This is a genomic window from Sphingomonas sp. CCH10-B3, from assembly GCF_001556185.1.
GTDB classification, from domain to species: Bacteria; Pseudomonadota; Alphaproteobacteria; order Sphingomonadales; family Sphingomonadaceae; genus Sphingomonas; species Sphingomonas aquatica.
The window spans coordinates 70,392-90,993 of record NZ_LSIJ01000064.1 but is presented as its reverse complement, the minus strand read 5'-3'; the positions used below and the strand labels follow the sequence as shown (position 1 = coordinate 90,993).

Genomic DNA, 20,602 nt, shown 5'->3' with positions numbered 1-20,602 from the left:
GACACCGGTATCAATAAGGTTGCGACATTTCAAGTGGCAATGGCGTTACGGGCGAAATGGTCTGGGGCTTGGCAACGGTCGGTCCGCCAACGGCGCAACCTATTAGCGAATGGCCGCGGCGGACCGCCACGCTTGCCGAGCGTTATGCAGCTAGCCATTGTTTGCAGCCGCTTGCGGCGGCATAGAGCCCGCACAACCAACAGGATCCGATCTATGCGCCTCATCGATCACCATATTGCCGCCGCCAGTGCCGGAACCATGGCCGGCGCGGGCGCACCTCGGATGGCGGATGTGTTCGATCCCAATTCGGGTCGCGTGCAGGCGCAGGTGGTGCTCGGCACCGCCACCGATCTCGACCGCGCTGTGGCGGCAGCTCAAGCCGCGCAACCCGGCTGGGCCGCGACCAACCCGCAGCGCCGCGCGCGCGTGATGTTCGAATTCAAGCGGCTGGTCGAAGCCCATATCGACGAACTCGCGCAACTGCTGTCGTCGGAGCATGGCAAGGTCGTGGCGGACGCGCGCGGCGACGTGCAGCGCGGGCTCGACGTGATCGAATTCGCCTGCGGCATCCCGCACGCGATGAAGGGCGAATATACCCAGGGCGCGGGGCCTGGCATCGACGTCTATTCGATGCGGCTGCCGCTCGGCATCGGCGCGGGGATCACGCCGTTCAACTTCCCGGCGATGATCCCGATGTGGATGTTCGGCGTGGCGATCGCCTGCGGCAACGCCTTCATCCTGAAACCGAGCGAGCGCGACCCGTCGGTGCCGGTGCGGCTGGCGGAACTGATGCGCGAGGCGGGCGCGCCCGAGGGCATCCTGCAGGTCGTCCACGGCGACAAGGAAATGGTCGATGCGATCCTCGACCATCCCGCGATCAGCGCAGTGAGCTTCGTCGGATCGTCCGACATTGCGCATTATGTCTATCGGCGCGGCGTCGCGGCGGGCAAGCGCGTGCAGGCGATGGGCGGGGCCAAGAACCACGGCATCGTCATGCCCGACGCCGATCTCGACCAGGTGGTGAATGACCTGGCCGGCGCGGCGTTCGGCTCGGCGGGCGAGCGCTGCATGGCGCTGCCGGTGGTGGTGCCGGTCGGCGCGGAGACGGCCGAGCGGCTGCGCGAAAAGCTGCTCCCCGCCATCGCCAAGCTGCGGATCGGCGTGTCGAGCGACAAAGACGCCGATTACGGCCCGGTCGTGAATGCCGCGCACAAAGCGCGCGTCGAAGGCTGGATTCAGAAAGGCGTCGATGAAGGCGCCGAACTGGTGGTCGACGGGCGCGGCTTCACGCTGCAGGGGCATGAGGAAGGCTTCTTCATCGGCCCGTCGCTGTTCGACCACGTCAAGCCCGACATGGAGAGCTATCGCGAGGAAATCTTTGGCCCCGTCCTCCAGATCGTGCGCGCGGAGGATTTCGAGGAAGCGCTCGCGCTGCCCAGCCAGCACCAGTATGGCAATGGCGTCGCGATCTTCACGCGCAACGGCCACGCCGCGCGCGAATTCGCGGCGCGCGTCAACGTCGGGATGGTCGGCATCAACGTGCCAATCCCGGTGCCGGTCGCCTATCACACTTTCGGCGGGTGGAAGCGCAGCGCCTTTGGCGACACCAACCAGCACGGCCCCGAAGGCGTGAAGTTCTGGACCAAGATCAAGACGATCACCCAGCGCTGGCCCGACGGCACCCCCGACGGCAGCAATGCCTTCGTCATTCCGACGATGGGCTGAACCTTATCATGATCAATGTCGCGGAACGGCACGCGCCATTGCATCTCGTCGCGCCTCGCCGATAGGCAGATCGCCAAACATCCAACGGTCCAATTCGGATGCTTTGCGATTATTGATTGTACAACGGAATTGTTGGCGCGACATCCGAATGTTATGCTACGCCAATTACCAATTCGGCAGGTGCGAATGACTGCCGAATTTCGATAACGCCTGTCAGTTGCCATCGTCCTGTTGCGTGTCTCCCCATCGAAGGAGTTGACCGTTGGACATATCGAACGAACCCGGTCCCAATGTCGGTGGCTTGAATCAGGACGATCTGCTCAAGGCAGCGCTCGCCGGTCCGGCCATCCCCGCACCGCGCACGCGCCGACTGCGGATCTATGCGTCCGACCCCACGCTCGGCGCAGACCTCGCCACTTACGACCGCGCCGAGACCATCATCGAAGTGCCTTGGGAAAAGCTCCAGCCCGGGCCGATCGGCGAATATGTCGAGGTCGTCGATATCGATCCGGCGAGCAACGCTGCTTATGCGCCAGTCGATCTCGACCACCCGTTTCTGACCCACGACGCCGGTCTGCCGGCAACCGAAACCGATCCCCGCTTCCACCAGCAAATGGCATATGCGGTCGCATCCCGCGCGATCGAGGTGTTTGAACGGGCGCTGGGCCGCCGCGCGCTCTGGGCGCCGCGCTTCATCAAGGACGAAAGCGGCAGGACGCTGAGATCGGAATTTGTTCAGCGGCTGCGAATTTATCCGCATGGGGTGCGCGCTGCCAATGCCTATTACAGCCCGGACAAAAAGGCGCTGCTGCTCGGCTATTTCAACGGGCGCGAAGCGGGCGATGCCGAAGGCACCGTTCGCCCGATCGTGTTTGCGGCGCTGTCGCACGATGTGATCGCGCACGAAACCGCGCACGCGCTGCTCGACGGCCTTCACCGGCGCTATGTCGAGGCGACCAATCCCGACTGCCTCGCTTTCCACGAAGCTTTCGCGGACATGATCGCGCTGTTCCTGCACTTTACGCTGCCCGACGCAGTTGCGGCCGAAATTGCGGCGACGCGCGGCGATCTGCTGACGCGGAACCGGCTCGGCGAAATTGCCAGCCAATTCGGTCGCAGTACCGGCGGACGCGGGGCGCTACGCGATTACATCGGCTTCTACGACGACGCCGGAACCTGGCAGCGGCGCCGCGCCGATGTGAACGACTATAGCAACGCGACCGAGCCGCACCCGCGCGGCGCAGTTTTGGTTGCGGCGGTGTTCGACGCCTATCTCCAGGTTTATGAGATGCGCGCCCGCAAGGTTTTCCGCCTTGCAACCGGCGGCAGCGGCATTGCGCCTGCGGGCGATTTGCCGCCGGTGCTGGTCAAGGCGCTCGGCGACCTGGCCTGCACGGTCGCCGGGCAGTTCCTCAACATCCTGATTCGCGCGCTCGATTATTGCCCGCCGTTCGACATCGATTTCGGCGAATATCTGCGCGCCGTAATCACCGCCGACCGCGATCTCGTTCCCGAAGACCCGCACGGCTATCGCGTAGCTTTGGCCGCTGCGTTCAGGGCGCGCGGGATCGTCCCCTATGGCGTGCGGAGCGTATCGCCCGATGCCCTGGCATGGGAGGGGCCCGATTTCCCCGAAAGGGCACCGCGTTTTGAGCAAGTGCTCCGTAATATGAAGCTTGATGCCCTGAAGGACGAAAGCCGCGCTGAAATCGACAAGCGCTCCCGCAGCAATGCGGCGATCTTTCACAAGTGGCTGACCTCGGACGCGGTGAGCGACGAAAATCTCGAAGTATTCGGCATCCGGCGCGCCGCCGGCGCATTGTCGCTGGCGTTGCCGGACAATGCCGATGATGGTTCAGCCGCCGAGATTGCCGGCACGCTGCGCGGGCCTGAAGTTCATTCGGTGCGCACCTTGCGCCGCGTCAGCCCGGACGGCAGCATCCGGTCGAGCGTCATCATCGAAGTGACGCAAAGCTGGTATCCCGACAGCGGCGACGATAGAAAGCCGTTCCGCGGCGGCAGCACGATCATCCTCGATCGCGAAACCGGTAAGCTCGACTATGTGATCCGCAAGCGCATCACCAGTGCGCACCGCCTGGCCGCGCAGCGAGCATTCCGATTGGCACCGCCAACCGGGCTGCGCGCGGTCTATTTCGATAGCGACGCGCCATCGGTCGGCGAACCGTTCGCCATGCTTCATGCTCTTGCTGACGAGTGATCCGATGCCCGCTGCAAACAATCCCGCCACACCCAACGCCAATGCCGCCCCGGCGCGCGCGACGATCCGCATGTATCGCCACGGGCTCGGCGATTGCCTGCTGCTCCAGATCATGCGCGACGGCGCGGCACCTTACCGCATCCTGTTCGACTGCGGCCTGATCCTCGGCGTCCCTGCCGCCAAGGACAAGATGACCGAAGTCGTCGACCATCTGAAGACGACGCTCGGCGGCGCGCCGCTCGATCTGCTGGTGGTGACGCATGCGCATTGGGATCACGTATCGGGCTTCGTGCAAGCGAAAGCGGCATGGGATCAGATCACCGTCGACAAAGTCTGGTTCGCCTGGACCGAGAATCCGGCCGACACGGACGCCAAGCGGCTGAAATCGGCCTTTGCCACGGCCGAAACCGCCGTGCGAATGCGGCAAGCGGCGATGCGCGACGCGGGCCTTGCGGTCGGCAATATCGAAGCGCTGACGGCCTTTCTCGGGGTTGCGGGGAAGGGCGGGACAGCCGATGCCATGCGCAACGCGGCCAAGCTGGCCGCCCATCCCGAATTTCGCAATCCCGGTGAGGGTCCAATCGCGATTCCGGGCAGTTCGGCCCGCATCTTCGTCCTCGGGCCGCCGCGCGAAGAAAAAGCGCTGCGCAAGATGGACCCCAGCAAATCCACCCCGGAAACCTATAGCCTGCAGGCGATGGCGCATGTTTCCGACCTGGGCGGCATATCCGACCGACCCTTCGCACCGCGCTTCACCATTCCGCTCGACAAGATCGGTGAGAACGCCTTCCTCGCCAAGACCTATCTCGCCGAGGAGCATGGCTGGCGGCGCATCGACAATGACTGGCTCAACGACAGCGAGAGCTTAGCGCTGCTGCTCGATCGTGCCGTCAACAATAGCAGCCTGGTGCTCGCAATCGAGCTCGAGCCGGGAGGCGATGTGCTGCTGTTTGCCGCCGATGCGCAGGTCGGCAACTGGTTGTCGTGGCTGCCGCTGACCTGGGACTTGCCGGACGGCAAGGTGACCGGACCCGATCTGATCGCACGCACGATCGTCTACAAGGTCGGCCACCATGCCAGCCTGAACGCGACGTTGCGCGAACACGGCGTCGAGAAGATGGCCCGGCTGCAGCACTCGCTGGTACCGGTCGACGCCAAACAGGCTGCCGACAAAGGGTTTGGCAAGAACATCCCGTTTGGCGCGCTGCTGACCGCGCTTGGCCGCAACGGTGCCAAGGTGTGGCGCTCCGATGAGGGCCAGCGCGGCCTCTTCGACGAAATCACGGTTTGATGTGAATGGCGGAGCGGGAGGGATTCGAACCCTCGATACGCTTTTGACGTATACTCACTTTCCAGGCGAGCGCCTTCGACCACTCGGCCACCGCTCCGCATGCTTGGCAAGGCCGCGAGCCGTAGCGGGGCGCACCGGCTTCCGCAAGCCGCGCGCGCATGGCATGGTGGTGCGATGATCCGTCTTGCCTCGCTCGCCCTTGCCCTCCCGCTGCTGTTCGCCGCCGCCGAGGCGCCCAAGCCCAAGCCCAAACCCGGTACTGCCGACATATTGAAGGCCGCACCCGACAGCGCCTGGGCGGAGATTGCGCCCGAAGACCTGTTGCTGATCGACTTCCCCGATGGCCGCCGGGTGACGATCTGGCTCGCAAGCCGCGTGACCCCGGTTCACACCGCCAACATCCGCACGATCGCGCGCAGCGGCTGGTGGGACGATGCGACCGTCTATCGCGTGCAGGACAATTATGTGACGCAGTGGGGCGACGCGACCGAGAAAAAAGCGCCGCCGCCCGGCATCGTCGCCAATCCGCCGGCCGAATATGAGTGGCCCGCTCGGGGCCAGAAGCTAGTTCGCAATCCCTATCGCGATGCCTATGCCCGAACGGCCGGTTTTAGTGGTGATGGCTGGGCAGTTGCGAGCGACGGTCGGCAGCAATGGCTGCCGCATTGCTATGGCGCGGTCGGCGTGGCACGCGATCTGGCGCCGAGCACCGGCAGCGGCACCGATCTCTACACCGTCATCGGCCATGCCCCGCGCCATCTCGACCGCAACATTGCCGTGGTCGGGCGCGTGATCGACGGGATGGCGGCGCTGTCAGCGCTGCCGCGTGGCACCGGCGGCGGGCTTGGGCTTTATGAGGACCCCAGGCAGCATGTGCCGATCGCCAAGGTGCGGATCGCCGCCGACCTGCCGGCGGGCGAGCGGCCGCGCTGGGATTATCTGGTGCCCGGAAGCGGCGATTTTGCGGCCTATCTGGAAAGCAAGGCCAACCGCCAGCCGCCGTTTTTCACGGTGCCGGCCAACGCCGCCGATCTGTGCAATTTGCCGGTCCCGGTGCGGCGGGTGACGTCTTAAGCGCCGACCCAATCGGCCACTTCTGCCGCGACCCGATTGGCGGCGCGGTTGAGTGCAGCACCCGCGCCTTCGGGGGTGATCGCGCTGACGGGCTCACGCGCTTCGAACCGGCGCTTCTCGAACGTCTTCTGGCCGTCGCGGACCAGCGTGGCTTCGAAGGAGACGACGGCCTGATTGCGATCGGCATCGACGCCGAACAGCCGCAATTCGCCCGCCAGCCGCGCGCCGGGATCGGCAAAGCTCTGCTGGTTCGACAGCACGACGCGCCCGGTCTTGGCCGCGACCGTGTCCGCCATCAGCCGGGCGAACAGCCGCGCCGGTGGCTCGGACCAGACCGCACCCTTCACATAAGCGATCGAGGTCGCACCGGTGATGACGGGCACGCGCGGCCCGGCGATTGCGGCAGGCACCACCGGCACCAGGACGGTGATTGTCCTGGCCGTTTTGGAATCGAGCGTGGTGCCGACGGCTGGCGCGGCGCTCGACGCCAGCGTGAGCAGCATCGCGGGAGGCTTGCCGACGAGGCTGATGCACGCACCCAGCGGCAAGAAGGCGAGCAGGAGGGGCAAGCGCTTCAAGCGACGGTGCGTCGGGGATCGGAGCATCGCGGGCCTCATTTCTTGGGCTTGTAATCGGGAAGGGCGGGCTGGCCGAGCAGCGCGCCAGCGCCACCCTGATCGATCTTCTCGGCGACATTGGTCAGCGCTGCCGACATGACGCGCAAATCGCGAACGAGCTGGCCGATCTCGGGCACGGTCTGCTTGCTGAACGCCTGCACGCCCGGCTTCGCATCGGCGACAAGCGTGTCGATCGTCTCGAGGCTGTGCTGCGCGGCGTCGAGGGCCTTGCTGAGCTTGGCGGCAGCGGGCTTGAGATCGTCAACGGCGCCGCCCGTCTTGTCGGCGAGCGCGCCAATCTGATCGGCAGCGGCGCCGACCTTCTGCAGCGTCGTGCGCGTCTCGGCGAGCGTCTTGCCGATATCGGGCGACTGGTCGGCGAGCGCGCGCGTCAGCCGGTCGGTGTTGGCGAGGATGTTGGCAAGCGACTTGCTGTTGCGATCGTTGAGCAGCTCGGTCACCTTGGCCGTCAAAGTTGACAGCCGCTGCAGCAGTTCCGGCGCGGAACTGAGCAAAGCCCCGAGCCCGCCCTGCCGCGTCGGGATCACCGGCACGCCGTACGGGCAGGATTGCTGCGGATTGACCGCCGGACAGACGATCGGCGGCGCGCCCTTGACGGCACCGTCGAGCTGGACCGTGCTTGTGCCCGTGAAGCTGCCCTGCACATAGGCAGTGGTGCCCTCAAGCACTGGCGTGTCGGGCTCGACGCGAATGCGCACGCGCACGAATTGCGGATCGTCCTTGAACAGCGCGATCTGCGTCACCTGCCCCGATGGAACGCCCGAATAGCCGACTTCGGACCCCTTGTTCAGGCCGTTGACCGACTGCTTGAAGAAGATGTCATATTCCTTCGCCTGGCTGCCGTTGAGGCGGGCAAGCCAGATCAGGAACAGCGCGACCATCGCCAGCAGGACGAGGACGACGGCACCGACAAAGACGTGGTTGGAACGCGTTTCCATCAGTCGCTGGTCCCTCGATTGGCCTCGGCAGCGGCGCGGCGGTCGGCAGTTTCGACCGTCGCGATCGCGGCACGCCCGCGCGGTCCGTTGAAATATTCCTGGATCCACGGATGGTCCAGCGCGAGCAGTTCGTCGATCGTGCCGACCGCGATCACATGTTTGTCGGCCAGCACCGCCACCCGGTCGCAGATCGCATAGAGCGTGTCGAGGTCGTGCGTGATCAGGAACACGGTCAATCCCAGCGTGCGCTGGAGCGAACGCGTGAGTTCGTCGAACGCCGCCGCGCCAATCGGGTCGAGCCCGGCGGTCGGCTCGTCAAGGAACAGCAGCTCGGGATCGAGCGCGAGCGCGCGTGCGAGGCCCGCGCGCTTCTTCATGCCGCCCGACAGTTCCGAGGGATACTTGGGACCGGCATCGACCGGCAGGCCGGTCATCACCACCTTGTAGGCGGCAATTTCGTCGAGCAGGCCCTGGTTGATCCCGGGATAGAATTCGCGCAGCGGCACCTGCACATTTTCAGCCACCGTCAGCGTGGAAAACAGCGCGCCGCCCTGAAACAACACGCCCCAGCGGCGGCGGATCGCCTCGGTCTCGGTTTCCTCGCGACCGATGGTCGATTCGCCGAAGACGCTGACATCGCCCGCATCCGGCGTCTGCAAGCCGATGATCGAACGCATCAGCACCGACTTGCCGGTGCCCGATCCGCCGACGACGCCCAAAATCTCGCCGCGCCGCACGTCGAGATCGAGATTTTCGTGCACGATCTGCGCACCGAAGCTGGTGCTCAGCCCGCGGACCCGTATGACTGATTCAACCATCAGATCCAGCCGATCCAGGTGAAGAACACCGCGAAAAAGGCGTCGAGCACGATCACGAGAAAGATCGCCTGCACCACGGCCGAAGTCGTCCGGCTGCCGACCTGCTCGGCGTCGGATTCGACCTGCATTCCCTGAAAGCAGCCGGCAATCGCAATGATCGCGCCGAATACCGGCGCCTTGACCAGACCGACATACAGGTCGGTGATCGGCACGACTTCGCGCAGCCGCTGGATGAAGGTAACCGGCGGGATGTCGAGCGCGCCCCAGCACAGCAGCCCGCCGCCGAAGATCGCCCAGGCCGACGCATAAAAGCCGAGCAACGGCATCATCAACACCGCCGCCAGCACGCGCGGCAGCACCAGCGCTTCCATCGGTGACACGCCGATCGTGCGCATCGCGTCGATTTCCTCGGTCAACTTCATCGTGCCGAGCTGCGCAGCAAAGGCCGATCCCGAACGCCCCGCGACCATGATCGCGGTCATCAGCACGCCGAGTTCGCGCAGCGTGATCCGCCCGACAAGGTTGATCGTGAAAACCTCGGCGCCGAACTGGCGCAGCTGGACCGAGCCCTGCTGGGCGATGACGATGCCGATCAGGAAGCTCATCAGCCCGATGATGCCGAGCGCCGACACGCCGACCACTTCGAACCGGTGCACGGTCGCGTTGAAACGGAAACGCGAGGGGTGGCGGATCACCGAGCCAAGCGCGATCGCGGTCGCGCCGAAGAACCCGAGCAGGCCGTACAGCGTCGACAGCGCCGATATCGTCGCCGCGCCGATTTCAGCCACCATGCGAACGATCGTGTGCGGGCGCTCGGGCCGCATTTCGACATGCTGGTCGGCGGCGGCGACCTGATCGAGTAGATGCGCGGCTTCGGGGCTCAGCCCTTCGATCTGCGCGTGATGTTCGGCGGCAAAACGGTGGACGAGCCACGCCCCGACGGTGTCGATTCGCTGGATACCGCTGAGGTCGAGCCGGTCGATCCGCCCATCGAAAGCGCGCAGCCGTTCCGGAAAATCGCCCAGCGTCGCCAGCGACAGGCTTCCCGTGAAGCGCAGCGTCACGGCGTCGCCGATGGTTTCCTGATGAAAATCGGCCTTGGCGCTCATCGCGGCCTTCCTTGCGGCAATCGGGCTGGATCGGCAAGCAGATAGCGGCCAGTAAGCGTCGCATGCAGCGGCTCGCCATCTATGACATGGACAAGACGATCACGCGTCGGCCGACGTGGACGCGCTTTCTGATCCATTATGCGCAGCGGCAGGCGCCGTGGCGCTTGGGGCTGCTGCCGGTGGCGGGGGCGCTTGCGGCCGGACATCCGCTGAAGCTGATTGATCGCGTGCAATTGAAGCAGGCGACGCACCGGCTGCTGATCGGCGGGCGCGTCGCGCCGGCACGGATCGCGCGCGCAGCCGAAAGCTTTGCACGACGCGAGCATCGGCGCGGGCTGTTTGCCGCGGCGCTCGAACGCATCGCGGCGGACCGAGCCGCAGGCTACCGGATCGTCATCGCGACTGCCTCGCACCGTTTCTATGCGGAGGCGATCGCCCGGCTGGTCGGCGCCGACGCGGTGGTCGCGACCGAGGCGCAACGCGATGCGCGCGGGCGCGTGCGGCATCGCCTCGCCGGCGACAATTGCTATGGCGCGGCGAAGCTCGATCACCTGCAGGCGTGGCTGGCGCGCGAAGGCATTGCCCGCGCCGACGCGCACATCCGCTTTTATTCGGACCATATCTCCGACGCGCCGAGCCTCGACTGGGCAGACGAGGGTTTTGTGATCAATCCCGATCCCGCGCTGGTGCGGCTGGCCGAGGCGCGCGGCTGGGAACGGTTCGACTGGCGCTGAGCTGGTCAGAACAACGTGTCGATCGCGTGCAGTCCCACGCCGACCAGCCCGCCGACGACCGTGCCATTGACCCGGATATACTGCAGGTCGCGGCCGACCGCATTTTCCAGACGGCGTGAGATGGTGCGCGCGTCCCAGCTGCGGATCGTCTCCGACACCAGCCGGACGATGCCCGAGCCATAATCGGCGGCAGTACCGACGGCGGCGCGGCGGACGAAGCGGTTGATCGTCGCGCGCAGGGCCGCGTCCTGCTGGAGTGTATGGCCAAGCTGCTGCATCGCCTCGGCCAGCCCGCCGCCGCGCTGGGCATCGGGTTCGCGGGCGTAGCGCAGCAGCGAATGACGCGCCGATTCCCACAGCCCGTCGAGCCAGCGCTGCATCGCCGGATTATCGATCACTTCGAGCTTGAGCACCTCGACGCGCGCGCGGATCGCGGGATCGTTCTGGAGATCGGCAGCGAGCTGGACAAGGCCCTCCTCGGCCTTGGCGCGCAGCGGATGCTCGGTGTCGCTATCGACTTCGCCGAGCATCTGGTTGAGCCCGTCGATGATCTTGTTGGCGACGGTTTCGTCGAGCCCGGTCCAGCGCATCAGCGACCCCGACCGGTCGTGCACCATCGCGCGGATATTGGCTTCGTTCGCGCGCAGCATCTGGCCGCCCCAGCGGATCATGCCGTTGAGCAGCGGCACGTGGCGGTCGTCGGCAATCGCCGCTGCCAGCGCCTGCCCCAGCAACGGCGCGATGTCGAGCGCGCGCAGCCGGTTGCCGATCGTCGTCTTGACCATACCGCCGAGGCGCTGCTGGTCGAAGGCTTCGAGCAGATCGCCGAACAGCCGCGCGGCGCCGTGACCGAGACGCCCGGCGCGATTGGCGGGCTCGGCGAGCCAGCGCCCCGCCGACGCCGCGACATCGAGCCGCCGCATCCGCCGCGCCACGACTCCCGGCACCAGAAAATTGTCGCGCAGGAAATTGGCGAGCGCATCACCAATCCGGTTCTTGTTCCGCGGCACGATCGCGGTGTGCGGGATCGGGAGGCCGAGCGGGTGGCGGAACAGCGCGGTCACCGCGAACCAGTCGGCCAGCCCCCCGACCATCGCGGCCTCGGCAAAAGCGCGCAGATAGCCGATTGCCGGGTGCACCGGGCCGATCCAGCGCGTCGCGACGAACACCCCCGCCATCACCACCAGCAGCCCGGTCGCGATCAGGCGCATACGCACCAGCGCGGCGGGAGGGGCAAGCCGGTCGGCGGTGCGCGACATCATCGGCTGAACAAGCCCCGAAGCCGGCTTTTGTTCAAGCGGCGATTGCGCGCCGCGCTCACTCGGCGGGTTGCACGGCTCCATCGCCGGGGCGGAAGCCGATCTTGTCGGGGCCACCGACATGGTCGATCACCGGCCGGCCATCGTCGCCCGGACGATAGGTAAGGAGCCGCTTGCCGAGCCGCGAGCCGATCCATTCCTCGATCCCGACCGCGAGCGAGAAGGTCGCCGGCACGATCACCAAAGTCAGCAAGGTCGACAGGATAAGGCCGCCGATCACCGTCACGCCCATCGGCGCCCGCCAGCTGCCGTCGCCGGTCAGCGACAGCGCGACCGGCACCATGCCCGCGACCATCGCCACGGTGGTCATCACGATCGGCTGTGCGCGCTTGTGCCCGGCGTCGAGCACCGCCGTGGTCTTGTCGATGCCCTTGGCCATTTCCTCGAGCGCGAAATCGACGAGCAGGATCGAATTCTTGGCCACGATGCCGAGCAGCATGAGCAGGCCGATGAACACCGGCATCGACACCGCGTCACCGGTAATGCGCAGCGCAATCGCCGAGCCGAGCGGGGCGAGGATCAGCGAGCCCATGTTCACAAGCGGCGGCATCAGCCGCTTGTAGAGCAGCACCAGCACCGCGAAGACGAGCAGCACGCCCGACACCACGGCAATGATGAAGTTGACAAGCAATTCGCCGAGCCATTTGTCTTGACCCAGCGTCAGCTGGCGCACCCCGGTCGGCAGGTTCTTGAGCGCCGGCAACTGCTGGATCTTGGGCTGCGCATCGCCCGTCACCTTGCCGGGCGCGAGGTCGGCGCCGATGCTGATCCGCCGCGTCAGATTGGTGCGCTGGATGAGCGTGGGGCCAGCGCCGAAGCCGATGTCGGCGACGACCTTGAGCGGCACCGAACCGCCGTTGATGGTCGGCACGGCCATATTCTCGATCGTCGACAGGTTCTTGCGCGAATCCTCCGACAGCGCGACGCGGATCGGGATCTGGCGGTCGGACAGCGAGAATTTGGCGGCATTCTGGTCGATATCGCCCAGCGTCGCGATACGGATCGACTGGCTGATCGCCGCCGTGGTCACGCCGAGATTGGCAGCAAGGTCCATGCGCGGCGTGATCGTGATTTCGGGCCGCTGCAGGTCGCCGACGACGCGTGGCGCGCGCAGTTCGGGCAGCGTCGCCATCTGATCGACGAGACGGTTGGCGACGTCGTTCAGCTGCGCAGGGTCGCTGCCGCCGATCGTGACCGTGATCGCCCGACCCGATCCGCCGCCGCCGCCCTGCGCCTGGAAATTGACGCGCGCGTCCGGAATTTCGTTGAGCTGCGGTGCCAGGCCGCGCTCGAACTCGCTCGAGGTGCGCTTGCGGTCCTTCTTGAGCGTGATGAAAACGCCAGCACTGCCGACATTCACGTCGGTAAAGGCGGTTTCGACTTCAGGCGCCGATTTGATGATGGCGGTCACCCGATCTGCCACGGCCTTGGTCTGATCGAGCGTGGTTCCGGGCGCCATCTGGATGCGCACCTGGCTGAAGTCCTGGTTAAGTTCGGGCTGGAAGGCGAGCGAGATGGGCTTGAGCACGCCGGGAATGCCGCCGAAGGTCGCAATCGTCGCAAGGAACGCCAAGCCGCCGATGCCGACCGTCATCCACCGGTGCCGCAGCGACCAGCGCAGCGTATCCATGTACCGGTCCATGATCCAGCCTTCGCCGTGCGTGGCATGGCCCTTGGCCTTCAGGAAATAGGCCGCGATCATCGGCGTGATCAGCCGCGCAACCCCCAGACTGAGCAGCACCGCGACCACCACGGTCAAACCAAAATTCTTGAAGAACTGGCCCGAAATCCCCGGCATCAACCCGACCGGCAGGAACACCGCGACAATCGCCATCGTCGTCGCGAGCACCGCCAGCCCGATTTCGTCGGCGGCGTCGATCGACGCCTGATAGGCCGATTTGCCCATGCGCATGTGGCGCACGATGTTTTCGATTTCCACGATCGCATCGTCGACCAGCACGCCCGCGACGAGGCTGAGCGCGAGCAGGCTGAGGAAGTTGAGCGTGAAGCCCATCAAATCCATGAAGAAGAACGCCGGGATCGCCGACAGCGGAATCGCGATCGCCGAGATGATCGTCGCGCGCCAGTCACGCAGGAAGATGAACACGACGATGACGGCGAGCACCGCGCCTTCGATCATCGCTTCGATCGCCGAATGATATTGGCTCTTGGTGTAATTGACGCTGGTGAACAGCTCGGTGAAGTGAACCTTGGGGTTTTCCTTTTCGAGCTGCCGCAGTGTCTTTTGCATCGCATCGTAAACGGTCACGTCCGATGCGCCCTTGGCACGGCTGATGCCGAAGGCGACCACGGGATGGCCGTTCATCAGCGCGATCGACCGCTGTTCGGCATAGGCGTCCTTGACCTGGGCAAGGTCGGACAGCTTGACGGTGCGGCCGCCACCGATCGAAATGTCGGTTTCGCCAAGCTGGAAGGCCGTGCGGGCATTGCCAAGCACGCGCACTGACTGCTCCGACCCCGCCACTTCGGCGCGGCCACCGGCGGCGTTCAGATTGGTCTGGCGCAGCTGCTGGTTGACCTGCGCGGCGGTGATGCCGAAGCCCTGCAGCTTGACCGGATCGAGGATCACGCGGATTTCACGGTTGACGCCGCCGTCCCGGCTGACGCTCGCGGTGCCCGGATTGCCGAGCAGGCGCTTGGCAACGGTGTCATCGACGTACCAGCTCAATTCCTCGAGCGTCATGTCGGTCGCTTCGGCCGAGACATAGGCCAGCCCGTCGTCGCCGATGTCGATGCGCTGCACCTGCGGCTCAAGGATGCCGTCGGGCAAGTCGCCGCGGATCTGCGAGATGGCGTTGCGCACGTCATTGACCGCGCGGTCGATCGGGGTGCCGATCGCGAACGACACGCGCGTCGTGCTATAGCCTTCGCCGATGCTCGAATTGACTTCGTCGATGCCGGCAATGCTGCGGACCGCCGATTCGACGCGCTGGGTCACTTGTTTTTCAAGTTCGGTCGGCGCCGCGCCCGGCTGGTTGATCGTGATCGATGCGGCCGGGAAATCGATGTCGGGGTTGTTGTTGATCTGCATCCGCGAGAAGCTGACGATGCCCGCCAGCAGCAGCGCGACAAACAACACGATCGAGGGCACCGGGTTGCGGATCGACCACGCCGAGATGTTACGGAAACCCATGACCCTGCACCCTTATCTGACGCTCTAAACCCAGCGCACCAATGTTCGTTCGGTTCAGCCCGCGTTGCGCGGCTGCCGCACCGGGATGACTTTTTGCCCCGGATTGAGGAAGGCGCCTGCCGACACCACCACCTGTTCGCTGCCCGACAGGCCTTCGGTAATCGCCACACCCGCATCGGACACCTGACCGACCTTGATCGGCTGGCGGATGACCTCTTGCTTGGCGTTGACGATGTAGACGAAATTGCCCTTGGCGTCGCTCTGCACGGCCGATTGCGGCAGCAGTGGCGATTGCGACGCACCGCTCGTCAACGTCGCCGCCGCAAAGCCGCCGGGGCGCAGCGCCTCGTCAAAGGGCAGTGCGACGCGAACCGTGCCCTGCCGGGTCTGCGGGTCGATCACCGGCGACACCTGCCAGACATGGCCGGTAAAGCTGCGGCTGTTGCCGACGGGCGTGACCGTCACGGGAATGCCCACCCGCACCTGCACCATATCGGCATCGGACAGCGCCGCGCGCAATTCGAGCTCGCCGCCTGCGGCCAGCCGGAACAACACGCCCGACCCGGCGCCGACAATCTGGCCGGGCTCGACATTGCGGGTCAGCACGCGACCCGCAGCCGGCGCGCGGATCAGCAACCGGCCGTTGCGCGCACGGATTTCCTCAAGCTGCGCCTGCGCGACCTTGACGCGGGCGAGCGCCGCGTCGCGCGTTGCCGTCCGGCGATCGACGTCGGCCTTTGATATGAAGCCGCGATCGACGAGCTGCTTGGCACGATCGAGCTCAGCCTGGGCGAGCCGCGCATCCGATTGCGCAACCGCAATCTGGGCCGCCTGCGAGGCTTGCGTCTCCACTTGCACCGACCGGTCGATCGTCGCCAGTACTTGCCCGGCGCGGACCCATTGGCCGGGCTGAACGAGCACGGCGGTGACACGCCCGCCCTCGCCTGCCACGCCGATCGGCATGTCGACCTTGGCCGCGATCGACCCAGTCGCGCTGATCGTGCGGTCGACGAGCTGGCGCCCGGGTACGGCAACGGTCACGGTCGGAATCTGTTTGGCCGGCGCCTTGCTTTCCTGGGCGGTGGCCGCGTCGGATTTCTTGCCGAAGGCCCAGAAGCTCAGCAGCGCGGCAAGGACGACGCCGGCGATGGCAAGACCGAGCCAAAGGCCGCGGCGCGACGGGCGTACATGATCGTCAGGCAGCGCGTGGCGCCCGTCATTGCCGATCGTCCCCGGTTCATAATTCATTGCTGCCACTTTCGTCCCAGCCCGCGCTGTTCATGCCACACTGTATCGCTGTATTAGCGAAATAAATCACTAACCTCAAGGGGCGTTGGGCGGCGCGGCGCACATGCCGCTTTTTGGCGCGTGCTGCAAGGGTGTACCAGCATATCATCGCATCGAAAACGAACGAAAAAGGGGTCGCGCGGCATGACCCGCGCAACCCCTTTGAATCGTCCGACGCTGGCGAATAGTTCAGCGCACGGCGCCGCGCCGCACCAGATTGACGATCGCGAGCAGGATGATCGCACCGATCAGCGAATAGACAAAGGTCGTGACAGTAATCGCTTCGTTGATGCCGCCACCGAACAGATAGGACGCAATCACCGATCCGATGATGCCGACGACAACATTCAGGACAATTCCCTGCTGCGCGTCCGTCCGCATCACCATGCTTGCGAGCCAGCCGACAACGCCACCGACGACCAGCCAAATAATAATGCCCACCATATCATCCTCCATCGTGCTCGATCGTCGAGCATGATGGAGAGACTCTCTGCAGGGCCGGTTGGTTCCGCTAATTCGTTGCAGGCGCCGGTCAGTATTTCTGCTGGCGTTCGTAGAGCGAGCGATAATGCTGGATGCGCGTGACGCGCAGGCCGGGCATGCCCGACCGATCGATCGCACGCTGCCAGCCGGCGAATTCCTCCAGCGTCAGGTTATAGCGCGCGCACACTTCATCCACGCTCAGCAGGCCGCCGTTAACGGCAGCGACCACTTCGGCCTTGCGACGCACGACCCACCGCGTCGTCTCCGGCGGCGGCAGCGACTCGAGCGTCAGCGGTTCGCCGAGCGGCCCGATCACCTTTGCCGGGCGGATCTTCTGGTTCTCGATCATTTACAAACCTCGATTGGCGCAAGCGCTCTCAAATTGCAGTAACGACCGATAGCAGCCGGACTTGAACACGGACTGAAACGGCGGGGTAAACAGGATGTTCATGCTCGTTGCCAGTTGCTGAGCGCGGCAGCGGTCGCCGCGTTGAACGACCCGTGCCACGGCAGCAGCGACCGCTCGATCGACGCCGGCCGATCGAGGCGCATGGCGAGTCGCGCCGTCGGGCTGGTCGCCTGCCGCGCGGCGACACCGACCATCAGCACCGCGAAGGATACCGGCTGCACTGTTCCCGAAGGATCGAATTGCAGGCGCCCAAAGCCAAGGTTCACAACAACTTCCAATACAGACTCATCATCAGCCAGTCGTATAGGGACGCGGGTCTGAAGGTCCGGTAAAGGGCGGCGGCACCACGCAATTTTCGTCGCGGCTTTGCATCGGCGCGGCGCACCCCCTATCTGCGCCGCCATGATCGAGGGCGATTTCCAGCTGGGTGACAACCCGACCGCAAGGCGCATTGTCGTTGCGATGTCGGGTGGCGTCGACTCGTCGGTGGTCGCCGCGCTGGCGGCGCGCACCGGCGCCGAGACGATCGGCATCACGCTTCAGCTTTACGATCACGGCGAAGCCGTTGGACGCGCCGGCAGCTGCTGCGCCGGGCGCGACATTCGCGATGCCCGCGCCGTGTGCGACAAGCTCGGCATCGCGCATTATGTCTTCGATCACGAGACGGCGTTTCGCGAAGCCGTGATCGACGATTTCGCCGACGAATATCTGGCCGGGCGCACCCCCATCCCGTGCATCAAGTGCAACATGGGGCCGAAGTTCACCGACCTGCTCAAGCTCGCGCGCGATCTTGGTGCCGATTGCCTCGCGACCGGCCATTATGTCCGCCGGGTCGAAGGCGCGGGCGGCGCTGAGCTGCACCGCGCCGTCGACCCGGCCCGCGACCAGAGCTATTTCCTGTTTGCGACCACGCCTGAGCAACTCGGTTATCTGCGCTTTCCGCTCGGCGGGATGCCGAAGGCGCGGGTGCGCGAACTTGCCGCCGAAATAGGCCTCGGCGTTGCGGCCAAGCCTGACAGTCAGGACATCTGCTTCGTCCCCGACGGCGACTATGCGCGCCTCGTCAAGAAACTGCGGCCCGAAGCCGAGGCGGGCGGCGAGATCGTCGACGAGCCGCTCTATGTGATCCGGCTCGAGCCCGAGACGCAGCGTGTCGTGGTCGGCCCCAAGCGCGCGCTGGCGGTGGGCGCGGCGCGGCTCGCTAGCATCAACTGGATCGGCGGCGATCATGCCGGGCCGCTGACCGCCAAGGTGCGCAGTCTCGCCAAGCCCGTTCCGGCACGGCTCGAGGGCGACCGCGTGGTCTTCGACGCACCCGAATATGGCGTCGCGCCGGGGCAGGCGGCAGTGCTCTACGCGGGTGAGCGCGTGCTCGGCGGCGGCTGGATCATGGCGACCGAACGCGCCGAGGCGGCGTTCGCCTAGCTTTGTGCCAGTCGGCTGCGCGCGGCTTCGCGATTGCCTGTGGCGGATACCAGCCCCTTGGCCTTGCCGAGCCCGAAGGCAGGCAGATCCTGATACAGCGTCTCGCTCGCACCGCCGCGCACGACATAGGTTTCGTGGAAGATGCCGACCGCATTGTTGCCCCGCGCCGCCCGCGTGAAGGCGGCCCATGCCGGGCGATGCGCCCTGTCCGTGTCGGTCGCATAGCGCTCCAGCGCGTCGAACGAGCGCCAATATTGGATCAGCACTGGCTGGCGCGGCGATTTCCAGCACATTTCATAGGCGAGAAAACCGCTGTCGGAGTCGCGATGCAGCTCGCCGAGCATTGCCCCCATCGCCCGGAACACCGGCAACCACTTGCCGACCGCCAACAGCCGGTTGACGCGCATGCCGATCACGAACACGACGATGTCGCCGCTGTGGTCAGCCGTCATCCGTCCGGGTACGATTCCGGCCATCGGCGCATCCCCCGGGTTATGGCACTTTGAGCGGCGTGCCCTTGAACGGTTCGGGCTGGCAGCCAAGGACCGGATCGAACCGCACCGACCGCGACGCCAGCAGCGGGACCGAGGCGGTGACGGTCTTGGTGGCGGGATCGTCGGTGAGGCCGATCGACTCCATGCCCGGCTCGAAATCCTTGTAGCAGCTGTTCAGGTCGCGATTGCCGATGTAGCGGCACGCACAGGCAACGCGCGCGCCATAGCCGACGCCGAGTTCGATCTGCGGCGTGATCGAGCGCGCATAGAGCCACGCCGCAATCAAGCCTGCGAACACCAGCAGCAGTGCGCCGATACCGATCCGTCTTGCCATCATGGGCGCGCACTCTATCCTGCCGCCGATGCAACGCAAGCTTGCCCTGCCCGCGCTCGCAGCGCTCACGCTGATCGGCAGCGCCGCGCCGGTTGCCGCTTCACCCGACGATGTGCTGGCGCCGCTGTTCGCCGCCGATCAGGGCGACACCCGCGCGGCAATCCTGATCGAGGACGGCAAGGTCATCGCGAAACGCTATGCGCCCGGCTATTCCGACGCGAATCGCTTCATCAGCTGGTCGACCGCAAAGACGATGACGGCGATGCTGGTCGGCGAGCTGGTGAGCGACGGCAAGCTGCAACTCGACGCGCCTGCGCCGATTGCCGAATGGCGCAAGCCCGGCGATCCCCGCGCGGCGATCACCCTGCGGCAGTTGCTGCAGATGGCGTCGGGACTGAAGCACACCGAAGTCGGCAAGCCGATCGAGGCCAGCGACACCAATCAGGTGCTGTTCGCCAGCGGTACCAACAACATGGCCGCGCGCGCGATCGGCCAGCCGCTTGAAGCCAAGCCCGGCGAAAAATTCGAATATAGCTCGCTGACGACGATCATCCTGTCGGAAATCGTCGCGCGCACGCTGACCGACAGCCGCGATCCGAAGGTGCGTGCCAAGGCGTATCGCGATTTCGCTTTCGAACGGCTCTACACGCCGGCAGGCGCGGCGGGGGTCGTGCTCGAATTCGACGGCGCGGGGACGCAGATCGGCGGGTCGCTGATCCATTTGTCGCTGCCCGATTTCGCAAGGGTCGGCGCGCTGCTGCTCGACGGCAAGGGCGCCGACGGGAGCCAAGTGATCGGGCCCGACTGGCTCGCCTTCATGAAGACGCCGTCGCCGAAGAAAGCGATCTACGGCGGCCAGACTTGGCTCAACCGCTTTGCCGCCGACGGCAAGGGCCCGGCGATTGCCTCGATGAACGGCCATCTCGGCCAATATGTGCTGACGTTTCGCGGCACCGGCCGCGACGGCAAGCCGCACGCCTATGTCTTCGTGCGGGTCGGCAACACCCGCGAGGACCGGCTCGACGTGGTCGAGCATGCGATGGGCAAGATCGCGGCGGAACTGGTGCCGGGCGGCTGACGCGCACCCGCCGCTGGGACAGCACGTCATCCCCGCGCAGGCGGGGATCCATAGTCGCCGCGCAAAGGCTTAGC

General features: G+C 65.7%; 19 protein-coding genes and 1 tRNA gene. 7 read left to right on the top strand and 13 right to left on the bottom strand.

The window, feature by feature from the left end; all coding sequences use genetic code 11:
* The first annotated feature begins 213 nt into the window (after positions 1-213).
* The 3 genes from AX672_RS11525 (at position 214) to AX672_RS11515 (ending at position 5,234) form a co-directional block, all read left to right on the top strand.
* Positions 214-1,725, top strand: coding sequence for a CoA-acylating methylmalonate-semialdehyde dehydrogenase (locus AX672_RS11525; protein WP_066651519.1), 1,512 nt, complete (start codon positions 214-216; stop codon positions 1,723-1,725).
* Between the two features lie 262 nt (positions 1,726-1,987).
* Positions 1,988-3,943 carry a hypothetical protein gene (locus AX672_RS11520; protein WP_066651517.1) on the top strand — a complete coding sequence of 652 codons (1,956 nt, stop codon included), beginning with the start codon at positions 1,988-1,990 and terminating at the stop codon, positions 3,941-3,943.
* Positions 3,944-3,947: 4 nt separating this feature from the next.
* Positions 3,948-5,234 (top strand): MBL fold metallo-hydrolase, encoded by a 1,287-nt coding sequence (locus AX672_RS11515; RefSeq protein ID WP_202189316.1) that lies wholly within the window; start codon positions 3,948-3,950, stop codon positions 5,232-5,234.
* 6 nt (positions 5,235-5,240) lie between these two features.
* Here AX672_RS11515 and AX672_RS11510 read toward each other — a convergent pair.
* Positions 5,241-5,331 (bottom strand) — tRNA-Ser (locus AX672_RS11510).
* Between the two features lie 77 nt (positions 5,332-5,408).
* On the opposite strand from AX672_RS11510, the gene AX672_RS11505 reads away from it, so the two are divergent.
* Positions 5,409-6,308: a peptidylprolyl isomerase gene (locus tag AX672_RS11505; protein ID WP_066651584.1), complete on the top strand. Its 900-nt coding sequence runs from the start codon at positions 5,409-5,411 to the stop codon at positions 6,306-6,308.
* On the opposite strand, the gene AX672_RS11500 is transcribed toward AX672_RS11505, so the two are convergent.
* The 4 genes from AX672_RS11500 to AX672_RS11485 are packed head-to-tail and all read right to left on the bottom strand — an operon-like array spanning position 6,305 to position 9,811.
* Positions 6,305-6,913 (bottom strand): ABC-type transport auxiliary lipoprotein family protein, encoded by a 609-nt coding sequence (locus AX672_RS11500; RefSeq protein ID WP_066651582.1) that lies wholly within the window; start codon positions 6,911-6,913, stop codon positions 6,305-6,307. The two genes, AX672_RS11505 and AX672_RS11500, sit on opposite strands and share 4 nt — an antisense overlap.
* Before the next feature lie 8 nt (positions 6,914-6,921).
* Positions 6,922-7,884 carry an MlaD family protein gene (locus AX672_RS11495; protein ID WP_066651514.1) on the bottom strand — a complete coding sequence of 321 codons (963 nt, stop codon included), beginning with the start codon at positions 7,882-7,884 and terminating at the stop codon, positions 6,922-6,924.
* Positions 7,884-8,702, bottom strand: a complete 819-nt coding sequence (locus AX672_RS11490; protein WP_066651511.1) for an ABC transporter ATP-binding protein — start codon at positions 8,700-8,702, stop codon at positions 7,884-7,886. The genes AX672_RS11495 and AX672_RS11490 overlap by 1 nt, the downstream gene beginning before the upstream one ends.
* Positions 8,702-9,811: an ABC transporter permease gene (locus AX672_RS11485; protein ID WP_066651507.1), complete on the bottom strand. Its 1,110-nt coding sequence runs from the start codon at positions 9,809-9,811 to the stop codon at positions 8,702-8,704. Before AX672_RS11485 ends, AX672_RS11490 begins: the two co-directional genes overlap by 1 nt.
* Positions 9,812-9,873: 62 nt before the next feature.
* On the opposite strand from AX672_RS11485, the gene AX672_RS11480 reads away from it, so the two are divergent.
* Positions 9,874-10,545 (top strand): HAD family hydrolase, encoded by a 672-nt coding sequence (locus AX672_RS11480; RefSeq protein WP_066651505.1) that lies wholly within the window; start codon positions 9,874-9,876, stop codon positions 10,543-10,545.
* Positions 10,546-10,550: 5 nt separating this feature from the next.
* Here the strand turns inward: AX672_RS11480 and AX672_RS11475 are convergent, their stop codons facing one another.
* From AX672_RS11475 to AX672_RS11450, 6 genes are all read right to left on the bottom strand, one after another.
* Positions 10,551-11,807, bottom strand: coding sequence for a DUF445 domain-containing protein (locus AX672_RS11475; RefSeq protein WP_231731297.1), 1,257 nt, complete (start codon positions 11,805-11,807; stop codon positions 10,551-10,553).
* Between the two features lie 55 nt (positions 11,808-11,862).
* On the bottom strand, positions 11,863-15,018 hold the full coding sequence (locus AX672_RS11470; protein WP_066651503.1) for an efflux RND transporter permease subunit: 3,156 nt from the start codon (positions 15,016-15,018) through the stop codon (positions 11,863-11,865).
* Positions 15,019-15,072: 54 nt separating this feature from the next.
* Positions 15,073-16,266: an efflux RND transporter periplasmic adaptor subunit gene (locus AX672_RS11465; protein ID WP_066651501.1), complete on the bottom strand. Its 1,194-nt coding sequence runs from the start codon at positions 16,264-16,266 to the stop codon at positions 15,073-15,075.
* Between the two features lie 228 nt (positions 16,267-16,494).
* Entirely contained in the window at positions 16,495-16,746 is a 252-nt protein-coding gene (locus AX672_RS11460) for a GlsB/YeaQ/YmgE family stress response membrane protein (protein WP_066651578.1), read from the bottom strand.
* Between the two features lie 91 nt (positions 16,747-16,837).
* A complete protein-coding gene (sciP, locus tag AX672_RS11455; protein ID WP_066651499.1) occupies positions 16,838-17,137 on the bottom strand; it encodes a CtrA inhibitor SciP in 300 nt (99 codons plus the stop codon).
* A gap of 98 nt (positions 17,138-17,235) precedes the next feature.
* A complete protein-coding gene (locus AX672_RS11450) occupies positions 17,236-17,463 on the bottom strand; it encodes a hypothetical protein (RefSeq protein WP_066651498.1) in 228 nt (75 codons plus the stop codon).
* Positions 17,464-17,599: 136 nt separating this feature from the next.
* Here AX672_RS11450 and AX672_RS11445 point away from each other — a divergent pair, with 136 nt between their 5' ends.
* Positions 17,600-18,622, top strand: coding sequence for an MnmA/TRMU family protein (locus AX672_RS11445; protein WP_066651496.1), 1,023 nt, complete (start codon positions 17,600-17,602; stop codon positions 18,620-18,622).
* On the opposite strand, the gene AX672_RS11440 is transcribed toward AX672_RS11445, so the two are convergent.
* Positions 18,619-19,098, bottom strand: a complete 480-nt coding sequence (locus tag AX672_RS11440) for a DUF4188 domain-containing protein (RefSeq protein ID WP_066651495.1) — start codon at positions 19,096-19,098, stop codon at positions 18,619-18,621. The genes AX672_RS11445 and AX672_RS11440 overlap by 4 nt on opposite strands.
* Before the next feature lie 16 nt (positions 19,099-19,114).
* Positions 19,115-19,453 (bottom strand): hypothetical protein, encoded by a 339-nt coding sequence (locus AX672_RS11435; RefSeq protein WP_066651494.1) that lies wholly within the window; start codon positions 19,451-19,453, stop codon positions 19,115-19,117.
* On the opposite strand from AX672_RS11435, the gene AX672_RS11430 reads away from it, so the two are divergent.
* Positions 19,452-20,528 (top strand): serine hydrolase domain-containing protein, encoded by a 1,077-nt coding sequence (locus AX672_RS11430; protein WP_082730517.1) that lies wholly within the window; start codon positions 19,452-19,454, stop codon positions 20,526-20,528. The two genes, AX672_RS11435 and AX672_RS11430, sit on opposite strands and share 2 nt — an antisense overlap.
* Positions 20,529-20,602 lie beyond the last annotated feature (74 nt).

Excerpts from the sequence above, each read along its gene's own strand:
- AX672_RS11525 (WP_066651519.1), top strand. The coding sequence starts at position 214 with ATGCGCCTCATCGATCACCATATTGCCGCCGCCAGTGCCGGAACCATG.
- AX672_RS11515 (WP_202189316.1), top strand. The coding sequence starts at position 3,948 with ATGCCCGCTGCAAACAATCCCGCCACACCCAACGCCAATGCCGCCCCG.
- AX672_RS11505 (WP_066651584.1), top strand. The coding sequence starts at position 5,409 with ATGATCCGTCTTGCCTCGCTCGCCCTTGCCCTCCCGCTGCTGTTCGCC.
- AX672_RS11500 (WP_066651582.1), bottom strand. The coding sequence starts at position 6,913 with ATGCTCCGATCCCCGACGCACCGTCGCTTGAAGCGCTTGCCCCTCCTG.
- AX672_RS11495 (WP_066651514.1), bottom strand. The coding sequence starts at position 7,884 with ATGGAAACGCGTTCCAACCACGTCTTTGTCGGTGCCGTCGTCCTCGTC.
- AX672_RS11490 (WP_066651511.1), bottom strand. The coding sequence starts at position 8,702 with ATGGTTGAATCAGTCATACGGGTCCGCGGGCTGAGCACCAGCTTCGGT.
- AX672_RS11485 (WP_066651507.1), bottom strand. The coding sequence starts at position 9,811 with ATGAGCGCCAAGGCCGATTTTCATCAGGAAACCATCGGCGACGCCGTG.
- AX672_RS11480 (WP_066651505.1), top strand. The coding sequence starts at position 9,874 with ATGCAGCGGCTCGCCATCTATGACATGGACAAGACGATCACGCGTCGG.
- AX672_RS11475 (WP_231731297.1), bottom strand. The coding sequence starts at position 11,807 with ATGATGTCGCGCACCGCCGACCGGCTTGCCCCTCCCGCCGCGCTGGTG.
- AX672_RS11470 (WP_066651503.1), bottom strand. The coding sequence starts at position 15,018 with ATGGGTTTCCGTAACATCTCGGCGTGGTCGATCCGCAACCCGGTGCCC.
- AX672_RS11465 (WP_066651501.1), bottom strand. The coding sequence starts at position 16,266 with ATGAATTATGAACCGGGGACGATCGGCAATGACGGGCGCCACGCGCTG.
- sciP (WP_066651499.1), bottom strand. The coding sequence starts at position 17,137 with ATGATCGAGAACCAGAAGATCCGCCCGGCAAAGGTGATCGGGCCGCTC.
- AX672_RS11445 (WP_066651496.1), top strand. The coding sequence starts at position 17,600 with ATGATCGAGGGCGATTTCCAGCTGGGTGACAACCCGACCGCAAGGCGC.
- AX672_RS11440 (WP_066651495.1), bottom strand. The coding sequence starts at position 19,098 with ATGGCCGGAATCGTACCCGGACGGATGACGGCTGACCACAGCGGCGAC.
- AX672_RS11430 (WP_082730517.1), top strand. The coding sequence starts at position 19,452 with ATGGGCGCGCACTCTATCCTGCCGCCGATGCAACGCAAGCTTGCCCTG.
- AX672_RS11435 (WP_066651494.1), bottom strand. The coding sequence starts at position 19,453 with ATGATGGCAAGACGGATCGGTATCGGCGCACTGCTGCTGGTGTTCGCA.